Source organism: Bacillus sp. JJ1609 (genome assembly GCF_036967045.1).
Classification (GTDB): domain Bacteria; phylum Bacillota; class Bacilli; order Bacillales; family Cytobacillaceae; genus Mesobacillus.
Genome location: NZ_JBALSS010000013.1, coordinates 100,167 through 115,625, shown reverse-complemented (window position 1 = coordinate 115,625; position 15,459 = coordinate 100,167). Strand labels below are relative to the sequence as shown.

The following is a 15,459-nucleotide window of genomic DNA, read 5'->3' as shown; positions in this document are numbered from 1 at the left end:
CTGTAACCTTATTTATTACATCACTTGTTGCGATTTTATTAATCTTGTCAAATCAGTTTAAGCTTTGGAGAGTGACGGGAGGGGTTGGGTCAAAAATAATCAATGATCTCTCTTTCACCATTGGTCCTTTCATGGCAGCAAATCTGTGGGTATTTCGACCGGCTTATGGAAATATATGGCAATACTTAGGAATCAATTTTGTAATCGATTTTCTTATGGCGTATCCTTTCAGCTCCCTTTTTAAAAGGATGAATATCTATAAATTAGAGCGGCTGAAGCCTCTTTATTTTTTCAGTATTATTTATTCATTCTCCATACTTGGATACGCATTTCAATATTACCTTAAAGAATCCAGGCGCTAGTGTCTGGATTTTTCCATTTTTCGTAAAAAATTAAAGGAGATTCCTACCCTGCTGGAGTAATTTTAATATAGTCAAAAAGTAATAAGGGGATGGAAATGTTTTGGAATTGGTTAAAGGAATAATTAAAAGTATTACAACCTGGTTTTTTGCTTCAGTGTTACTCACATTTATAATCTTGATTCCTAGGGATGTAAGTTATGAAAGTACTGACGCAGGTGTTTTTAAGGATGCTACCTATACATATTCTTTTGAAAAACATAAAGCTGAGTTTATTGGTCTTTATACCTATATTAAGGGGAATAAATCACTTGGGGATTATACTATGGACTATACGGTTGAAGAAATACTTGGGAAAACATTAAAAAGAAGCGCGATGACCGTAATTCCCGCATTAATTTTGGGATATTTCCTTGGTATATTAAAGGGGGTTTTTGATCATCGGCTCTCACTTCGTAAATGGGGATTCTTCGGAAAGGGATCAACCTGGTTTTTCCTTTCTCTGCCAGATTTCTTTATCGTCATCACATTACAAATCATTCTGATGGATTTGTTTTATAAGGGCCTTGTCCCCCATATTGACCTGTTTGGAAGTGATAACACAGACAATATTTATATGCAAATTATTTATTTAATGATTTATCCTCTATTCTACATGGCTACCATTACTTCCTCTGCTATTGAAGAGGAGACCGGAAAGGATTATGTTCGGACAGCCAGATCCAAGGGTCTAAAAGAAATAATCATTGTTTATCGCCATATCCTTGCAAATATCCGAATTAAGATGCTTCGCCACTTTAATACGATTGTTCTTTATATGCTATCGAATCTATTTATTATTGAGAGATTCACAGATTATCGGGGAGCGGGTTATTTTTTCTTGAAATCAATCTATATAGGCCCCGTATTTGCAGTTGGAAGTGACCGAAACTTAGGTATGCCTATACTTGCGATTGCCTACACCTTGATTTTCACAGCCTTTATTCTAATTGTTCATATCATCAGCCTGATTGCAGTCTACAAATCAACGCCATACGACATGGGAGATAAACTATGAGGAATATACCTTTACTGATGGGGACCATTTTGTTTACGATTTATTTAATCTTTGCTGTCGGCGGCAGCAATCTTCCGTTTGTTGACTCAGAGCTAAAGGAGGAAGTCATGCGTAAGGATGCGGCCGGCCATTTATCGATTCCACCCTATCCCCCTTCCAATACTAACTGGCTGGGAAGCGACAAATCCGGACGGGACCTTTTCAGTCTCCTAGTGACAGGAACGAGAGAAACAATGATTCTCGTCTTTTTGATTGCAGGTTTAAGATATTTACTTGCATTACCTCTTGGTGCTGCTGCAGCAAATTTTAAAATTTTCCGCTGGATTCTCGACAGCTGGAATTATTTATTGTCTTTTATCCCGCCGATCTTTTTGGTTGCGTTAATAATAGGGATTCCATTTATATATTTTTCGAAGAGTATTTTCTTTTGGTATGTCTTTATTCTTGCGATTATAGAAGTGGGCCGTGTGTCTGAATTAGTTCGCAGCCAAATGGCGGAACTGTCGGTTAAAGAATTCATGGAAGCAGCAGAAACATCCGGCACCAACAAGCTGAATATGCTTCGGCGTCATTACTGGCCACACCTGCGGCCCCTTGTGCTGACATCTTTCGCAACAGACCTCGGACGTGTCCTATTCCTGATGTCCCAGCTTGGTGTCATTCAGATATTTGTTAGCAGAAAGTTCGTTTCAACATTAGGAGGGGCCTATGCGAATATCTCTACTTCACTCTCCTATCCAGTAATGCTACAGGACATTCTTAGAGATATTTGGGTAAACACATGGATCCCATACTATACCGTCTTATTCATCTCATTGATGATCATCAGCTTTTTCTTGCTGGCAGAAGGCCTGAAAAAGCATTTTATGCATAAATATCGAATGATATAAAATTGACGATAAAAAACCTTTCATTAATTTATGAAAGGTTTTTTAATTATTCTACTGTACGGGTTTCCATGACAAGTTTAACCCCTTTTGCGTTTTCGATATAACCGATAACAGGCTCGATTTCGTTACGAAGTTTAGGTGTCAAGGGCAATTCAATTTTATCATCACCATACGTGAAAATGACTTTTTCAGGACTTAAAGTTCCATTTTCTTTTTTATTGATCTGTTTCATTGCTGTGATTTCATCCCAGGCATAGACCGTTTTTTCCATTCCCCAGAGATCATCATAATAGAGACCTGTCTTATCCATATAATAATAATTATCAAGGCTCAGGTAACCGCCAATTCCAGTGATTACAATGGTTATCAAAGTCGAAATAGCTAAAATCAAGCTGCGTTTTTTTGATTCATATGACTTAAATAAATAGATAGCAATGAATATCAATAGTACTGGTATGATCAGGAACATTGCTACCATGGTGACATAGGACGACATTGGAGTGTCAAAATACCAGTAGGATTTCTTTAAATAGAAGGACTGGTGTATAAATGCAACTAAAAATATACCAATTGGCACAGAGGCAAAAAGCAAGATAACTGCTGTCGTTACCAATAAGCTTCCTGCACGGTCTGCATTGTGTTCTCTCAAAACAATCGATCCCCTTTTCTAATCTCTTTTTTTTCTCTATACACTATTCAACTCATAGTAAAATTTTTCCTTCTTTTTTTATAATAAAATGATAGGCACCCTCCAATATTTTGGAGAGTGCCTGTCACAAAAAAACCATCTTCATGTCTGGTTATTGACACATATGCCGTTGATGGTGATATAAGACTTAGCAATATTTATCCAAGTGATTTGTTTTCATTCTCAAAAATCTTGAGAAGACCGGTTTGTATGCTTGCGAATGTAGGGTATTTAAAATCGAACTCTGAAAATGAAATCGCATCTTTTGGAGATATGCCAGCTATATAACATTCCGCACCGATGATTCGCACTGTATCTCCTAACTTTTTGATATAGGATCCTGTTTCATTATTCCACTCTGTAAGTCCATTAACATCAACTAATACATATTTGATCCGATTTTCCACTGTATATTGCAAAACCCTGTTCAAAAGCAGTTCGCCTCTGTCAAGGTCAAAATCCCCAAATAACGGTATTGCAATAGCACTGTCCCAAATTTGCATGATGGGAACAGATAACGCCTTGATTTGCCTCTCCTTGCGCCCTTCTTCTTCAGCTGTCGTCGTCACGTCCATAAGCATAACTATATATGCATGTATTTCATTATCCGAACGGACCGGGGTTATAATAATATCTGTGACAAACGTATCCTTAATATGGATTCTTGCTCTGTGGGTAGATGTTAGGCTACTCATGATATTCTCTTGTCTTGACGGAGTTTTATGAAAAAAGGACATATTCATACCGAGGACATTTTCAACTTTTTCTAAGCCGAATAAAGGCACTATATGCGATAATAGGGTAGCAGCCGAAGGATTCATCCATACGACATTATAAGAAGTATCAGCAATTAATATATTCTCTCCGATGCTTTCCAGTATATTCGCTGCGGGGACTGTATTCGGTAAAGTGCCTAATGCTTTCATATTTTCTCCCTTTCGTATTTCAATTACGGGTAGTATATCATAAACATTCTTATAAAGTGTTAACCTACCCTCTTTTAATTTGGACAGCAATCTATAAAGTTAAGGCGTGGTCCACTTCGGTAAATAGATAAACCGCTTTCTCCATTATTGACAGCTAAAACTACTTTATGCAGCAGCTATGCCTGACTTCCTCAATCTATAGTACTCCTAAAATTTTATATTTAATTGTATATCATAATGTTCCATGTCTATAATTCCTTCCAAGCCTAGGATTTTTTCACAATAAAAAGCCGGAGAATGAGCTCATCCGGCCTTACTGAAAAAATATTTCTGTCGCTACTTTCTTAAATTTTCCTGATCTTTTAATCGGTGCTGCTGATCGGGAACCCTGCCCTGATCCTTGAATTCATCAACTTTCTTTGCGTTTCCCAACTTTTCACTTTCATATTCAGCCAAAGTTTGCTGCTTCTTGTTGTCATTTGCCATGGTAAGTTCCTCCTTTAGATCAATATATAGTCCTTTTCCCGTTCTAGGGAGGAGCAAACAATTAGAATTCGCCTTAAAATATTTAACACGTGGTTTTCTTCAATTTGATAATTGGTTTCCACTCCATTGAATTTGAAAGTAAGTTAATTTATTTTTTCCTCAACTTCATGTCCCACATGTTTATTCTTGTATGTAAGTTGGTAATTAGAATAACATGGAAATTTTATTTAAACCATCATGATAAACATAATCAGAAAGGAAAATGTGAAATGAGAGAAGTGACTGTTACAGTGGATTTAAAGGGCAAAAATTATTTGACCAATGTGATTGCTGATCGTGATACTCCAGAGGAAGAAATCATTGAAACCGCACGACAGCAGGTTTTGAAACAATGGACTGTTTAGATAAGTAAAAAGGATGTTCGCGGGCCGCAGAACATCCTTTTTTATGGATATTAAATGAATTTCCTTAAATTGGTTTTGCTAAATGGTTCATATTGAAGAGGGGATTTTCGGGGAATTAATAATCAGGCTTCATATAATTCTATTGGCAGCCCGTCTGGATCTGTGAAAAAAGTGAACTGTTTTTTTGTTAAAGGATCATACCTTAAAGGTTCTACTGTAATCCCATAGGCTTTAAGTTTTGTTATTGAAGAAGGTACATCTTCAACTTCAAAAGCGAGATGCCTCAGACCGGCTGCCTCGGGATAGGTTAGCCGCTCAGGAGCATCTGGAAATGAAAATATTTCGATTTGGCAGTGATTTCCTACAGCTAAATCAAGTTTATATGAACCTCTATCCTCTCGATAGATCTCTGAGATTACCTCAAGCCCGAGAACGTTTATGTAGAAATCCTTGGATTTTTCATAATCAGTACATATAACTGCAACATGATGGATTTTCTTTAATTTCATATTAATTACCGGCTATCTTGCCCATTTAGTAATAGAAATTGTGGTTCCTGTTCCCGGCATAGAATCAATATCAAAACTGTCCATTAAACGTTTTACACCAGGAAGTCCTGCACCTAGGCCACCAGAAGTTGAATATCCATCCTGCAAAACCATGCGGATATCATTTATCCCTGGACCATTGTCAGTAGCTGAAATATGAATCCCTTTTCTGCCGCTCTCTTCTAACACACTGATGGTAATTTGTCCGCTGCCCGCGTAAAGATAGATATTTCTCGCAAGCTCCGATATCGCTGTCGTGATCCTCGCCTGGTCAACTCCACCAAACTGCAGGTCCTTTGAAACTTCTCTCCCTTTTTGGCGGGCGAGTACTATATCAAATTCATTATTAATATTAATTACAATTGGTTCTGTCATATGGCTAACCCTCTAACAAATGGCTTAATATCGTAATTCCTTGTTCAAGATCCAAGGCAGTGTGAACATTATCCAATGTTATGCCGAGTTCAATCAAGGTAATTGCAACAGCAGGCTGGATTCCGGTCAGCACCGCTTTTGTACCCATAAGACTAGTCATGACAATGACATCGCCCAAAACTTTTGCGATAAATGAATCAATCATATCTACTGAAGTAAGGTCTATGACTACCCCTTTTGCACCAGTATCCTTAATTTTATTCAGCAAATCCTCTTGAAAAGTAAGAACCGTTTGGTCATCTAATTCAACCTGTATAGAAACTAATAAATAATCTTTCAATTTTAATATAGGAATTCTCACTTCATCTATGCCTCCAAATCATTAAACTCACCAGAATTCACTATGTACAAGCACACTATTTTTAAAAGTGTACGAATTCTCCAAGTGCACTTTAGTAAATAAGATTTTAATTGGATTATACGTCAAAAACAGATGTATTTACAAATTTAAACTAATATTTCGCCTCTTTTAAATAGATATAATAAATTTACACAAGAAAGATAAAAAACCTCCAGAAAGGAGGTTTAAATTTAAAATGCTTTGGGTAAAGCTTAAAGACTATTTTAAAATGTTGTTTTTGCTCCAAGATAACGCGGCTTCCAGTAGGTATTGTCCATGTCACTGATTTCGACTCCTCTGGATGTACCGGCATGGATAAATTTATTGTTTCCAATATAAATCCCTGCATGTGAAGGGCCAGTTTTATACGTCTCGAAGAATACTAAATCCCCTGCCCGCAGTGATGAAACAGGTTTTGTTGCATTCCAAATTGTTTCTACGGTGCGTGGAACCGTGATTCCAACTTTAGCGTATACATAATTCAAATATCCGCTGCAATCAAATCCAGATGGTGTGCTGCCTGCACAAATATAGGGGACACCGATATGTTTTTTCGCTTCAGTAATCAATGCGTTTACCTTAGAAACTGTTGAGTACGTTGCCGTCACAGTAGCGCTAGCGTTTGCAACATTCGTTGCCACCGGAGCAGAAGCAGCTCCTGACAATTTCAAGACTTGGCCTGGATAAATTACGTCTGATTTAAGATTATTGATAGATTTTAATTCTGATAGCGATAAATTATGGCGAGCAGCAATTAGTGATAGATTGTCTCCGCTCTTGACAATGTATGTGCTTGAGGTCGATGCACTTGCAGTTGCAGGAGCAGCACCTGAAACCTTCATCCTTTGTCCTGGATAGATGGTATCGGATCTTAGACCATTTAACGATTTTAGTTCAGTAATCGATAAACGATATGTTTTTGATATTCCCCATAGAGTATCGCCGGATTTCACGACATAATTAGTTCCTGTTGTATTTGTGCTTACGCTTGTTGTTGATGTATGGCTGTGCGGTGCAAGGACTGAAAGTCTTTGATTTACATAGGTATTAGTGGATAATTTATTCCATGTTTTTATATCATTTATAGCAACATTATATGTTTGAGAAAGCTTCCACAAAGAATCACCTGTTTGAACAGTAAGTAATTTTTCATGTGCGCTTGCTGAACCACTAAATGAAGTAAATAAAAATCCGGCCGTTGCAGCCACCGTCAAAAGCTGTTTTTTCATGTTGAGCAACTCCTTTGATTTCTGTTACAAATTTATACTAGAGTCTATCAATTTAGTTTTGAATCTATAATATTTGCCTGCATAGGAATAGTTTTCCTTGGTAATAATTTCGTTTTCATAGAAAAAAGAGCCTTAAACCTTATTAATATAAGGTATTTAAGGCTCTTTTTTCCTTTTGGATGTAACCTTTGTAATCTTCTTGAAACATAAGTTTAATCTTGTTGTAATTTTTGAGTTATATGCCACCTTACCTAAATATTTGTAAACTCAAGGGAAATATGAACTAATAATTTGACTGGACCATGTCATTTCAACAAAAAAAGCCCGCTCTTAAAGCGGGCTTACGGGTTTACAAGTTGTTTTTAATCAGCTTGTTTGCCAGTTCATCTACTCGCTGGCCATTCCCTGTTTCTTTTACTGTGGAAGCAATTTGATTGATGATTTGGCTGCTCTCCGGACTTGTTGAACTTGTTGAATGGACTCCTGATCCTCCAGTGCTTGAACCACTCATTTTAGTGTCCATTCCTGAAGTAATTTCCTTCGCGAATTCAGTTAACCCAGGAGAGATCGGTCTATTAAATCCTGCTTGCCTATTTGTGTTTTGGAAAAGCTGCCTCATTCCGCCCATTCGATTCTTAAATAAATAGGCTGCTGCAGCACTTACTGCGACACCCATCAAAGAATAGGTCATGGAGCGATTCCTTTTTCTTTTATATCCGAACGTTTTCATCATGTTTTGAGGAATATTTGATCTCATTAACGTGGAAATCCATGCGGATCTATTCATTCGGCAGCACCCCTTTTTAGATTAGAGGAACAGTTTTGTCCCTCCATATTTAGTATTAGGTATCTGCCTCCGATTATTCCGGTAATAGATAACATTCATGGTTGGTCTTAATTTAAATATGGCTTTACCTTATTAATTGCTTTCAGTAGTTTTGTTGCGTTTTTATTATACATTTGCTTAGCTTCAATTGAATCTGTTTCCAATGCGAACAGTTCTAGGTCTGCCTGGCACTTATTCAGCATGGCTAGAAGCAGCTTCCTTGGCTGTGGTGATGGAACCTGAAGTTGGTCATCATATGTATCAATCGTCAATTCTCCATATGAATCAACCTGTCCAATGAATACGTTGTCTAAAGTGACTCCTAAATTCGCTAATTCGATATCAAGCCAACCACGATTTTTACCTGCTGCTGTCAACGGATCATTTAATACTTCACCATCCATAATAACGGTATGGGTCTCTTTTTCTGGAGCAACATTTAAATGTAAATCCTTTGGTGTTACAGGCTGCATTTCCCTTTTAAGAAGAACACTTAAATCTCCCTTTGGCTCAAGTACCGCAAATTCTACATCTGCTGTTTTAAAGACATTTTTTTGTCGAAGCAAGGAATTCAGTTCGTCGATTGTATATTTTTCTTTTTTCATATTCTCTTCAAGAACCTTGCCGTCTTTAATCAAAACGGTGGCTTTACCTTCAATTACATCCCTGAAGGATTTGCTTTTGATTGAGAGAACATCGACTAGATAGGTAAATCCCCCAAATATTATTACTGCTAAAACTCCATGGAACATATTTCCTTCGAGGCCCATAATAACCTCTCCGGCGATACTGCCTATGGTGATTCCTGAAACATATTCGAAAAATGAAAGCTCAGCAAGCTGTTTTTTTCCGCCAAGTTTGGTGATTGCAAATAATGTAACGACAAATAGTATTGATCGAACGATGATATGCATCCATTCAGACATTCATCCCACTCCTAAGCTAGCCTTTGTATTGGGGCTCTTTAACTTCCAGCTCGTTTTTTCGTTTTTCTAAATCCAATTTAATTTCATCTATTACTAGCATCGTTTCATGGAAGACCCTGCTCGCTTCTTCAACGTTGGTATTCAAAGCCAAAGTGGATAATTCTGCTTCTATACCTTTTATTGTGGATAGACATTGATTCACATTTGCTGCTACTGTCAATTTCCTTCACCTCATATGTACAGGAAAAGGGCGGGTTCACCCTGCCCTCCCTGAATTACGATTTATATTGTGGTTCTTCCTGCTCAATTTGCTGCAGGCGCGGCTGAATGCTGTCAATTATGGATTGTGTTTGAGTAGCCGCCTGTTGGTAAAGCTGTTTTGCTTGTTGATTTTCAGTACCAAGAGCGAAGGTTTCAAAGCTAGCCTGAGCACTTTTTAATCCAGCAAGAGTTTGTTTCACTTGAGCTCCAACTGTCATGGTATATACCCTTCTTTCTATTTAATTTTTGGTACTGTTTTAGTATTGCTAGGTCAGAAAGAAATATTCATGACAAAATCATAAGAAAAAACCACTTGCTTCCGTGTTTGGACGGAAATAAGTGGTTACATTTCACTTTGCCTCATTGTAGACGAGAATCCTCGTGTTATAAAGTACATAGCCATTCTCCCACTTGGCCCGAATTTCCATTGCATAATCGCCAGACTCAACGTTGGAATCCTCTAGCTTAAGCGGGTAGCCTTTTAAACCTTTATAAGCAAGCTTTCCTGTTTTAACATCCCATAAATAATACTTAACTGTTTGCGGTGAACTTTCAAATTCAAGCATGATCTCTTCTGAGGGATCTACGACGATCGGGTTATTATTACGTACAAGTGTTACTGGATCAGAGTACGTATCTTCGGCAGCCTCTCTTCCCCATTTTTCCAATGAGTAAGTGCCGGGCTCGACCAAAGCAGACTGGTTATTTACAAAAACCTCTAATATCGAGGGTTTGGGTTTATATTTACAATATCCAATAACGGTAATGATAATAAGCAGAATCAATATGGATCCAGATAATGATGATACTATTTTTCTCACCGCTCATCCCTCATTTCGCCCGCCGATTTTCACCCATTAAGTAGACGAATGGAAGTAATGATTAGTTTCAAGATTTTACGGAACTTTCAGATTGTTTTTTCGCTAAATAAAACTTCTGAATATGGAACACATTGATGCTGTTTAAAATTTTTTTGCAACTTTTACTGGCCATCATCAAATTGAGACATATTCCATGAGGAAACAAATGATAAAGAAAAAACTTTGATTACTTTTAGGAAGAAAGGAATCTGGTTGTAACATTCCTTACATGCAAATACGGCTAAGATTTTTATAATGAAGCTAAAACTATGATTAAGTAAGGTGATAAATATGCATGGAAACGAACATCCATCCCCAATGAGAGTACCTCAGGAACCGGTAAATTTTAATAATAACCCTTATATTGTTATTTGGGAGGTAACACGCGCTTGCCAGCTGAAGTGTTTACATTGCCGGGCAGACGCACAGAATAAGCCTGATCCAATGGAATTAACGTCAGATGAAGGGTTTAAACTAATTGACCAGATTTATGAAATGAACAACCCAATGCTTGTTTTTACCGGCGGCGACTGTATGATGCGTGAAGATTTATTCGAGCTTGCTGATTACGCTGTAAAAAAGGGCATGAGAGTTTCAATGACACCAAGTGCAACAGACAATGTGACAAAAGAACGGATGCTTCGGGCAAAAGAGGTTGGATTATCGCGATGGGCTTTCAGCCTGGATGGTCCGACTCCGAAAATCCATGACCATTTCCGGGGTACTCCGGGTTCATTCGAATTGACCATTGAAAAGGTCAAATACTTGAATGAACTGCAAATGCCCCTCCAACTAAACACGGTTATATCACGTTATAACTTTGAGTATCTTGAGGAAATGGCTGAATTGATGAAGGAACTAAAGGTCGTCATGTGGTACATTTTCCTGCTCGTGCCGACTGGCCGTGGTCAGCTTGACGCCTGCCTGACACCGACAGAGCATGAGAAGGTTTTCCGCTGGCTATACGAACTGAGTAAAACGGCACCATTTGATATTAAAACAACCGCTGCTCAGCATTATCGTCGGGTTGTATTCCAACAAAAGGCACGGGAAAAAGGGTTGATCTGTCCGAGATTCGATATGAGGATACATTGACCAAGGATATGGCATCTGTCATAGATGGACTTAAACGCGCTCCCATGGGTGTTAATGACGGGAATGGATTTGTATTCGTATCACATACAGGAGATGTCATGCCATCCGGCCTTCTTCCGCTTGTTGGGGGAAACGTTAGAGAAAAGTCTCTTGCTGAAATTTATCGCGAATCCCCTATTTTTAAAGATCTGCGCACCCCGGATAAATACAAAGGAAAGTGCGGTGTCTGTGAATTTCGCTACGTCTGCGGCGGGTCCCGCTCCAGAACATATGCCGTAACAGGAGACTATATGGAAAGCGAGCCCTACTGTGTTTACATTCCAGAAGCAATTCGCAAAAAAGAAAAAACTGTATAACTTGAATGAGATTTTGATCCCCTTGAATCATTTGCAGGGGATTTTTTGTTTGGAAGAGGTATTGGGAAGATAAATCAGGGATCATGAATCTCAATTTTGTTGAAATTTAGAGTGAAATTTACTCCACTTAAAAATATATTGGCGAAGTTCACAATTATTTTGGCGGAAACGAAGTTATTCTGGCGAAAATGTCCTATATTCTGGCGAACTGGAAATAATCCTCGATAAATTCCAGTTTTAAATAGAAGATTTTGAACCGTGCAAATTCCTCAGTAGTAAAAAATTCTCATTAAACAATTAAAAGAATATTTACTACAATCCGCAAAATATAGCCTGAATTCCGTGAAAAGCATGGGGGTTCAGGAAACTTGTAAATGAACTGTTAAAGTTGAATAGGCTTTACACATTGAATAACTTTTTCATTTATGACACTTTCTTGACTTCAGTATAACTGTGACATAAAGCACCGACGCAGAGCCTTAAAGGGCTTTACAATTAAACTAACGAAAGGATGGTGCAAAAATGACAATCTCTATTGATCAAAGCGCATACAAATGGTTTGAGAACGAATTTGGTACAGCAAAGCCGTTTTTCATCCGCCTTTACCCTCAATATGGCGGGTTTGGTGACAAGAACAAAGGGTACAGCCTTGCGTTTGCTCTTGAAACACCTGCTATTGCCGCTGAGCAGCAAGAGATTGATGGAATAACATTCTTTGTCGAGTCAAATGATACCTGGTTTTTTGAAGAAACCGATGTTGAAATTAAGTACAGTGAAGCAGAACAGGAAATATTCGCAGCGTATAAGGAGCATCATTAAAAATAGCTTTTACCATGATTGGCATGTGTTTTGGTACTTACTTGTAACAGTTTCATGCATATGAATGCCCTCTCATTAAAACAAAATATAATTTTGATTTTTATAAGGGAAACCTAGTACAAATAGGTTGAGCCTCAGGCAAATGCCTGAGGCTCTTTATGTTCTACATTTCCTTTGGAGCTTTAATCCCAAGCAATCGTAATCCTTCCTCTAGTACAACACTGACAGAATACACAAGTGCTAATCGGGATTCCTTTTCCTCGTTTTCATCCAGAATCCGTATTTCACCGTAATATTTATTAAAGGCTTGGGCAAGGTCGAGGACATATTTTGCAATTTGTGAAGGATCGTATTTGCCAGCTGCTCTTCTGATTGCTTCTGGAAACTGAAGCAGCTCGATCACAACCGGCCATTCTGCCTCTCCGTACAGATAGACGTCTACGAGATTTCCCGACCATGCAGCTTTACGCAAGATTGATTGTGCACGAGCGTTGGTATATTGAACGTACGGACCTGTTTCGCCTTCCACCTTCAACATATCCCCCAGCGAAAACTCTATATCATTCATCCGGAAATTTTTCAGGTCATGGAACATGATCGCCCCTGTGCCAACCATTGCTGCCGTTTCCTCCTTATTAGCTAAGGAAGGATTCTTTTCCTCGATATTTTTTAATCCAAGTTGAATCGATTCATTCATGACTTCTTCTAACAAAACAACTTTGCCTTTACGGGTGGACATTTTCTTCCCGTCCTTCAGCATCATGCCGAATGGGATATGAACCAAATCATCTGCCCAGTTAAAATTCATTTTCGCAAGAACTGCCTTCAGTTGTTTAAAATGAAGGCTTTGTTCATTCCCTACCACATATAGAGATTTCACAAATCGATACTGATCAAACCGGTATTTAGCCGCAGCCAAATCCCTTGTTGCGTACAATGTTGCACCGTCCGATTTTTTAATCAGGCAAGGAGGCAGTTCATTCTCATCGAGGGTAACAACCTGCGCACCATCAGATTCCTTTAGCAGTCCGCTATCCTCTAACAGTTCTACAATTTCGGCCATGTTATCATTATAGAACGCTTCCCCAGCAAAGGAATCAAATTCAATGCCCATCAAATCATAAATCTTTGTGAACTCCTTCAGTGATTCATCTCTGAACCATTTCCATAGTTCTAATGAATGTTCGTCACCATCTTCAAGTCTCTTGAACCAATCACGTCCTGCTTGTTCGAGTTCAAGATTTGCTTCTGCCTCTTCATGAAATCTTATATATAGCGCCAGCAATTCCTTAATGGGATCGGTTTTCACTTTCTCTTCAGATCCCCACATTTTGTAAGCAGTAATCAGCTTTCCAAATTGAGTTCCCCAATCTCCTAAGTGATTGATTTTCACTGGCTTGTATCCAGTTTTCTCTAGAATTAGAGCGATTGCATTACCAATCACTGTTGACCGCAGATGTCCCATTGAAAATGGCTTTGCTATGTTTGGGGACGACAGATCAATTGCTACAGTTCCGTTTTCTCCAATTGAAAGGTCTCCGTAACGTTCCTTATGCTCCATAATCTCCTTGACTACTTCCTTTGCAATCAATCTTTTATTGAGAAATGCATTTACATACCCCCCTGCTGGCTCGACTTTTTCAAAAAGCTCCAGACTCTTGCCTTGAAGCTTGTTGCTGAGTTCTTGAGCAATTTTTGCTGGAGCTTTACGCATTACCTTGGCAAGCTGGAAGCATGGGAACGCTAAATCACCTTGTTTGGAAAATCTTGGTTTTTCAATCAGCTGCTCCACATCTTCGATTGTAAGTTTTTCAACTAACACAGAATCTATGATCTGAGCAAAATTCTTTACATACTTCATGCTAAAACCTCCCTAAAAATAAAAAAACTCCCGTCTCTATAAAAGAGACGAGAGTTGAATCCCGCGGTACCACCCTAATTGTTCCAAAAAAGGAACCTGCTTGCATTGATAACGGAATCTCTCCGGCTTGCCCTACTGATTTCAGGCAGGCATCTCAAAAGTGCGCTTCATTATTCAGTCGCACCAGGCTTTCACCTTCCCTGGCTCGCTGCAGCAGACTTTAAATAACTACTCTCTTTTTCATCGATTAGATATTTTTACCATTATATACAACCGTACTTAAACTTTGCAACCATTATTTTATGATTAATGCAGTATCAAATTCCTGGATAGATCTGTTGCGGTCATCGTACCTTTCAGTGTAGTTTCCATCTGTGTATTCACGAATAATTTTTCTCCAAAACGTTTTTGCTGGTTCATTCTTTTCAACTTGCGTGATGCTCCATTTTCCTGGAAACAGGTCAAAAAGTTTAACGGCAGCTGCTTTTCCAAATCCCATGCGGTAAAATTTCCTCATAATGAAGAACTCCCTAATGATGTGAGGAACATCTTCCGATCCACTTTCGACCAGAGCAAAGCCTGCCAGTTCGCCTTCATGAATAATGAAAAACGCATGCATATTTTGATCTGTCCAATACGGCTTCAAATCAAAAGGGGCGTATCTTCCATTTCCTTCAAGCTTGATTTCCTGATATACCGTAAACTCATAAATATATAATTGCATTAAATTATGAAGTGTGTCTTCATCCCCTTGTTTTACAGGTACTAAGTAAATCACTGGTTTCCTCCTTAGAGTAGTTTTTATAATAGATCACTGTCGTGCCAAAAGAAATGCTAAGGATTCTGCATAAATTGGAATTCGGCCCCATTCTATGTACTCTAAGCTTTGATAGAGCATATTTGAGTGATCTCCTGCTGATATTAAGAAATAGCAATGACCTATTCTCTCTCGAACAATCTTCTGCTGGAATCATTAGCGCTATTCCGATACCTGTTCTTCGTAAATCTTTAATACTTTTCTATATAAAATATTAAAATCCTTTTTAAAATTTAATTTTTTTGCGCATCTAGACGAGCACCTAAAATAGGAAAT

The 15,459-nt window shown here is 38.3% G+C and carries 18 protein-coding genes, 1 pseudogene and 1 other annotated feature; of the genes and pseudogenes, 5 read left to right on the top strand and 14 right to left on the bottom strand.

Annotation, left to right across the window (positions count from 1 at the left end):
• Nucleotides 1–462 precede the first annotated feature (462 nt).
• Together V7654_RS12145 and V7654_RS12140 are read left to right on the top strand one after the other, a co-directional pair.
• Complete coding sequence (locus tag V7654_RS12145; protein WP_335430590.1) at nucleotides 463–1,416, top strand: ABC transporter permease subunit; 954 nt, start codon at nucleotides 463–465, stop codon at nucleotides 1,414–1,416.
• Nucleotides 1,413–2,306, top strand: a complete 894-nt coding sequence (locus V7654_RS12140) for an ABC transporter permease subunit (RefSeq protein WP_335430589.1) — start codon at nucleotides 1,413–1,415, stop codon at nucleotides 2,304–2,306. The genes V7654_RS12145 and V7654_RS12140 overlap by 4 nt, the downstream gene beginning before the upstream one ends.
• 46 nt (nucleotides 2,307–2,352) lie before the next feature.
• Here the strand turns inward: V7654_RS12140 and V7654_RS12135 are convergent, their stop codons facing one another.
• The 3 genes from V7654_RS12135 to V7654_RS12125 all read right to left on the bottom strand — a co-directional run bounded on the left by V7654_RS12135 (nucleotide 2,353) and on the right by V7654_RS12125 (nucleotide 4,406).
• Complete coding sequence (locus V7654_RS12135) at nucleotides 2,353–2,955, bottom strand: hypothetical protein (protein ID WP_335430588.1); 603 nt, start codon at nucleotides 2,953–2,955, stop codon at nucleotides 2,353–2,355.
• A 197-nt stretch (nucleotides 2,956–3,152) separates the two neighbouring features.
• Nucleotides 3,153–3,920: an RsbR, positive regulator of sigma-B gene (locus V7654_RS12130; RefSeq protein ID WP_335430587.1), complete on the bottom strand. Its 768-nt coding sequence runs from the start codon at nucleotides 3,918–3,920 to the stop codon at nucleotides 3,153–3,155.
• 336 nt (nucleotides 3,921–4,256) lie between these two features.
• The gene (locus V7654_RS12125; RefSeq protein ID WP_335430586.1) at nucleotides 4,257–4,406 is read right to left on the bottom strand and encodes a hypothetical protein; all 150 of its coding nucleotides are present in this window, start codon (nucleotides 4,404–4,406) and stop codon (nucleotides 4,257–4,259) included.
• 269 nt (nucleotides 4,407–4,675) lie between these two features.
• On the opposite strand from V7654_RS12125, the gene V7654_RS12120 reads away from it, so the two are divergent.
• Nucleotides 4,676–4,810, top strand: a complete 135-nt coding sequence (locus V7654_RS12120) for a BA3454 family stress response protein (protein WP_335430585.1) — start codon at nucleotides 4,676–4,678, stop codon at nucleotides 4,808–4,810.
• Nucleotides 4,811–4,932: 122 nt separating this feature from the next.
• Here the strand turns inward: V7654_RS12120 and gloA2 are convergent, their stop codons facing one another.
• From gloA2 to V7654_RS12075, 9 genes are all read right to left on the bottom strand, one after another.
• Nucleotides 4,933–5,319 (bottom strand): SMU1112c/YaeR family gloxylase I-like metalloprotein, encoded by a 387-nt coding sequence (gene gloA2, locus V7654_RS12115; protein ID WP_335430584.1) that lies wholly within the window; start codon nucleotides 5,317–5,319, stop codon nucleotides 4,933–4,935.
• Nucleotides 5,320–5,331: 12 nt separating this feature from the next.
• Nucleotides 5,332–5,733, bottom strand: coding sequence for an anti-sigma regulatory factor (locus tag V7654_RS12110; RefSeq protein WP_335430583.1), 402 nt, complete (start codon nucleotides 5,731–5,733; stop codon nucleotides 5,332–5,334).
• A 4-nt stretch (nucleotides 5,734–5,737) separates the two neighbouring features.
• Entirely contained in the window at nucleotides 5,738–6,094 is a 357-nt protein-coding gene (locus V7654_RS12105) for an STAS domain-containing protein (protein ID WP_207502818.1), read from the bottom strand.
• 263 nt (nucleotides 6,095–6,357) lie between these two features.
• Nucleotides 6,358–7,362 (bottom strand): C40 family peptidase, encoded by a 1,005-nt coding sequence (locus V7654_RS12100; RefSeq protein ID WP_335430582.1) that lies wholly within the window; start codon nucleotides 7,360–7,362, stop codon nucleotides 6,358–6,360.
• A 349-nt stretch (nucleotides 7,363–7,711) separates the two neighbouring features.
• Complete coding sequence (locus tag V7654_RS12095; RefSeq protein ID WP_335430581.1) at nucleotides 7,712–8,149, bottom strand: hypothetical protein; 438 nt, start codon at nucleotides 8,147–8,149, stop codon at nucleotides 7,712–7,714.
• Nucleotides 8,150–8,256: 107 nt separating this feature from the next.
• Complete coding sequence (locus V7654_RS12090) at nucleotides 8,257–9,114, bottom strand: DUF421 domain-containing protein (protein ID WP_335430580.1); 858 nt, start codon at nucleotides 9,112–9,114, stop codon at nucleotides 8,257–8,259.
• Between the two features lie 16 nt (nucleotides 9,115–9,130).
• On the bottom strand, nucleotides 9,131–9,334 hold the full coding sequence (locus tag V7654_RS12085; protein ID WP_335430579.1) for a DUF1657 domain-containing protein: 204 nt from the start codon (nucleotides 9,332–9,334) through the stop codon (nucleotides 9,131–9,133).
• 55 nt (nucleotides 9,335–9,389) lie between these two features.
• A complete protein-coding gene (locus V7654_RS12080; protein ID WP_335377847.1) occupies nucleotides 9,390–9,593 on the bottom strand; it encodes a DUF1657 domain-containing protein in 204 nt (67 codons plus the stop codon).
• Between the two features lie 132 nt (nucleotides 9,594–9,725).
• Nucleotides 9,726–10,196, bottom strand: coding sequence for a hypothetical protein (locus V7654_RS12075; protein ID WP_335430578.1), 471 nt, complete (start codon nucleotides 10,194–10,196; stop codon nucleotides 9,726–9,728).
• 357 nt (nucleotides 10,197–10,553) lie between these two features.
• Here V7654_RS12075 and V7654_RS12070 point away from each other — a divergent pair.
• Both V7654_RS12070 and V7654_RS12065 read left to right on the top strand, forming a co-directional pair.
• Nucleotides 10,554–11,686 (top strand): annotated as a pseudogene (locus V7654_RS12070) (TIGR04053 family radical SAM/SPASM domain-containing protein).
• 522 nt (nucleotides 11,687–12,208) lie between these two features.
• On the top strand, nucleotides 12,209–12,505 hold the full coding sequence (locus tag V7654_RS12065; protein ID WP_335430577.1) for a HesB/YadR/YfhF family protein: 297 nt from the start codon (nucleotides 12,209–12,211) through the stop codon (nucleotides 12,503–12,505).
• A gap of 163 nt (nucleotides 12,506–12,668) precedes the next feature.
• Here V7654_RS12065 and argS read toward each other — a convergent pair whose 3' ends face one another.
• Nucleotides 12,669–14,366: an arginine--tRNA ligase gene (gene argS / locus V7654_RS12060; protein WP_335430576.1), complete on the bottom strand. Its 1,698-nt coding sequence runs from the start codon at nucleotides 14,364–14,366 to the stop codon at nucleotides 12,669–12,671.
• Between the two features lie 40 nt (nucleotides 14,367–14,406).
• Nucleotides 14,407–14,619 (bottom strand) — a binding site (T-box leader).
• 42 nt (nucleotides 14,620–14,661) lie between these two features.
• Nucleotides 14,662–15,144, bottom strand: a complete 483-nt coding sequence (locus tag V7654_RS12055) for a GNAT family N-acetyltransferase (RefSeq protein WP_335430575.1) — start codon at nucleotides 15,142–15,144, stop codon at nucleotides 14,662–14,664.
• Nucleotides 15,145–15,459 lie beyond the last annotated feature (315 nt).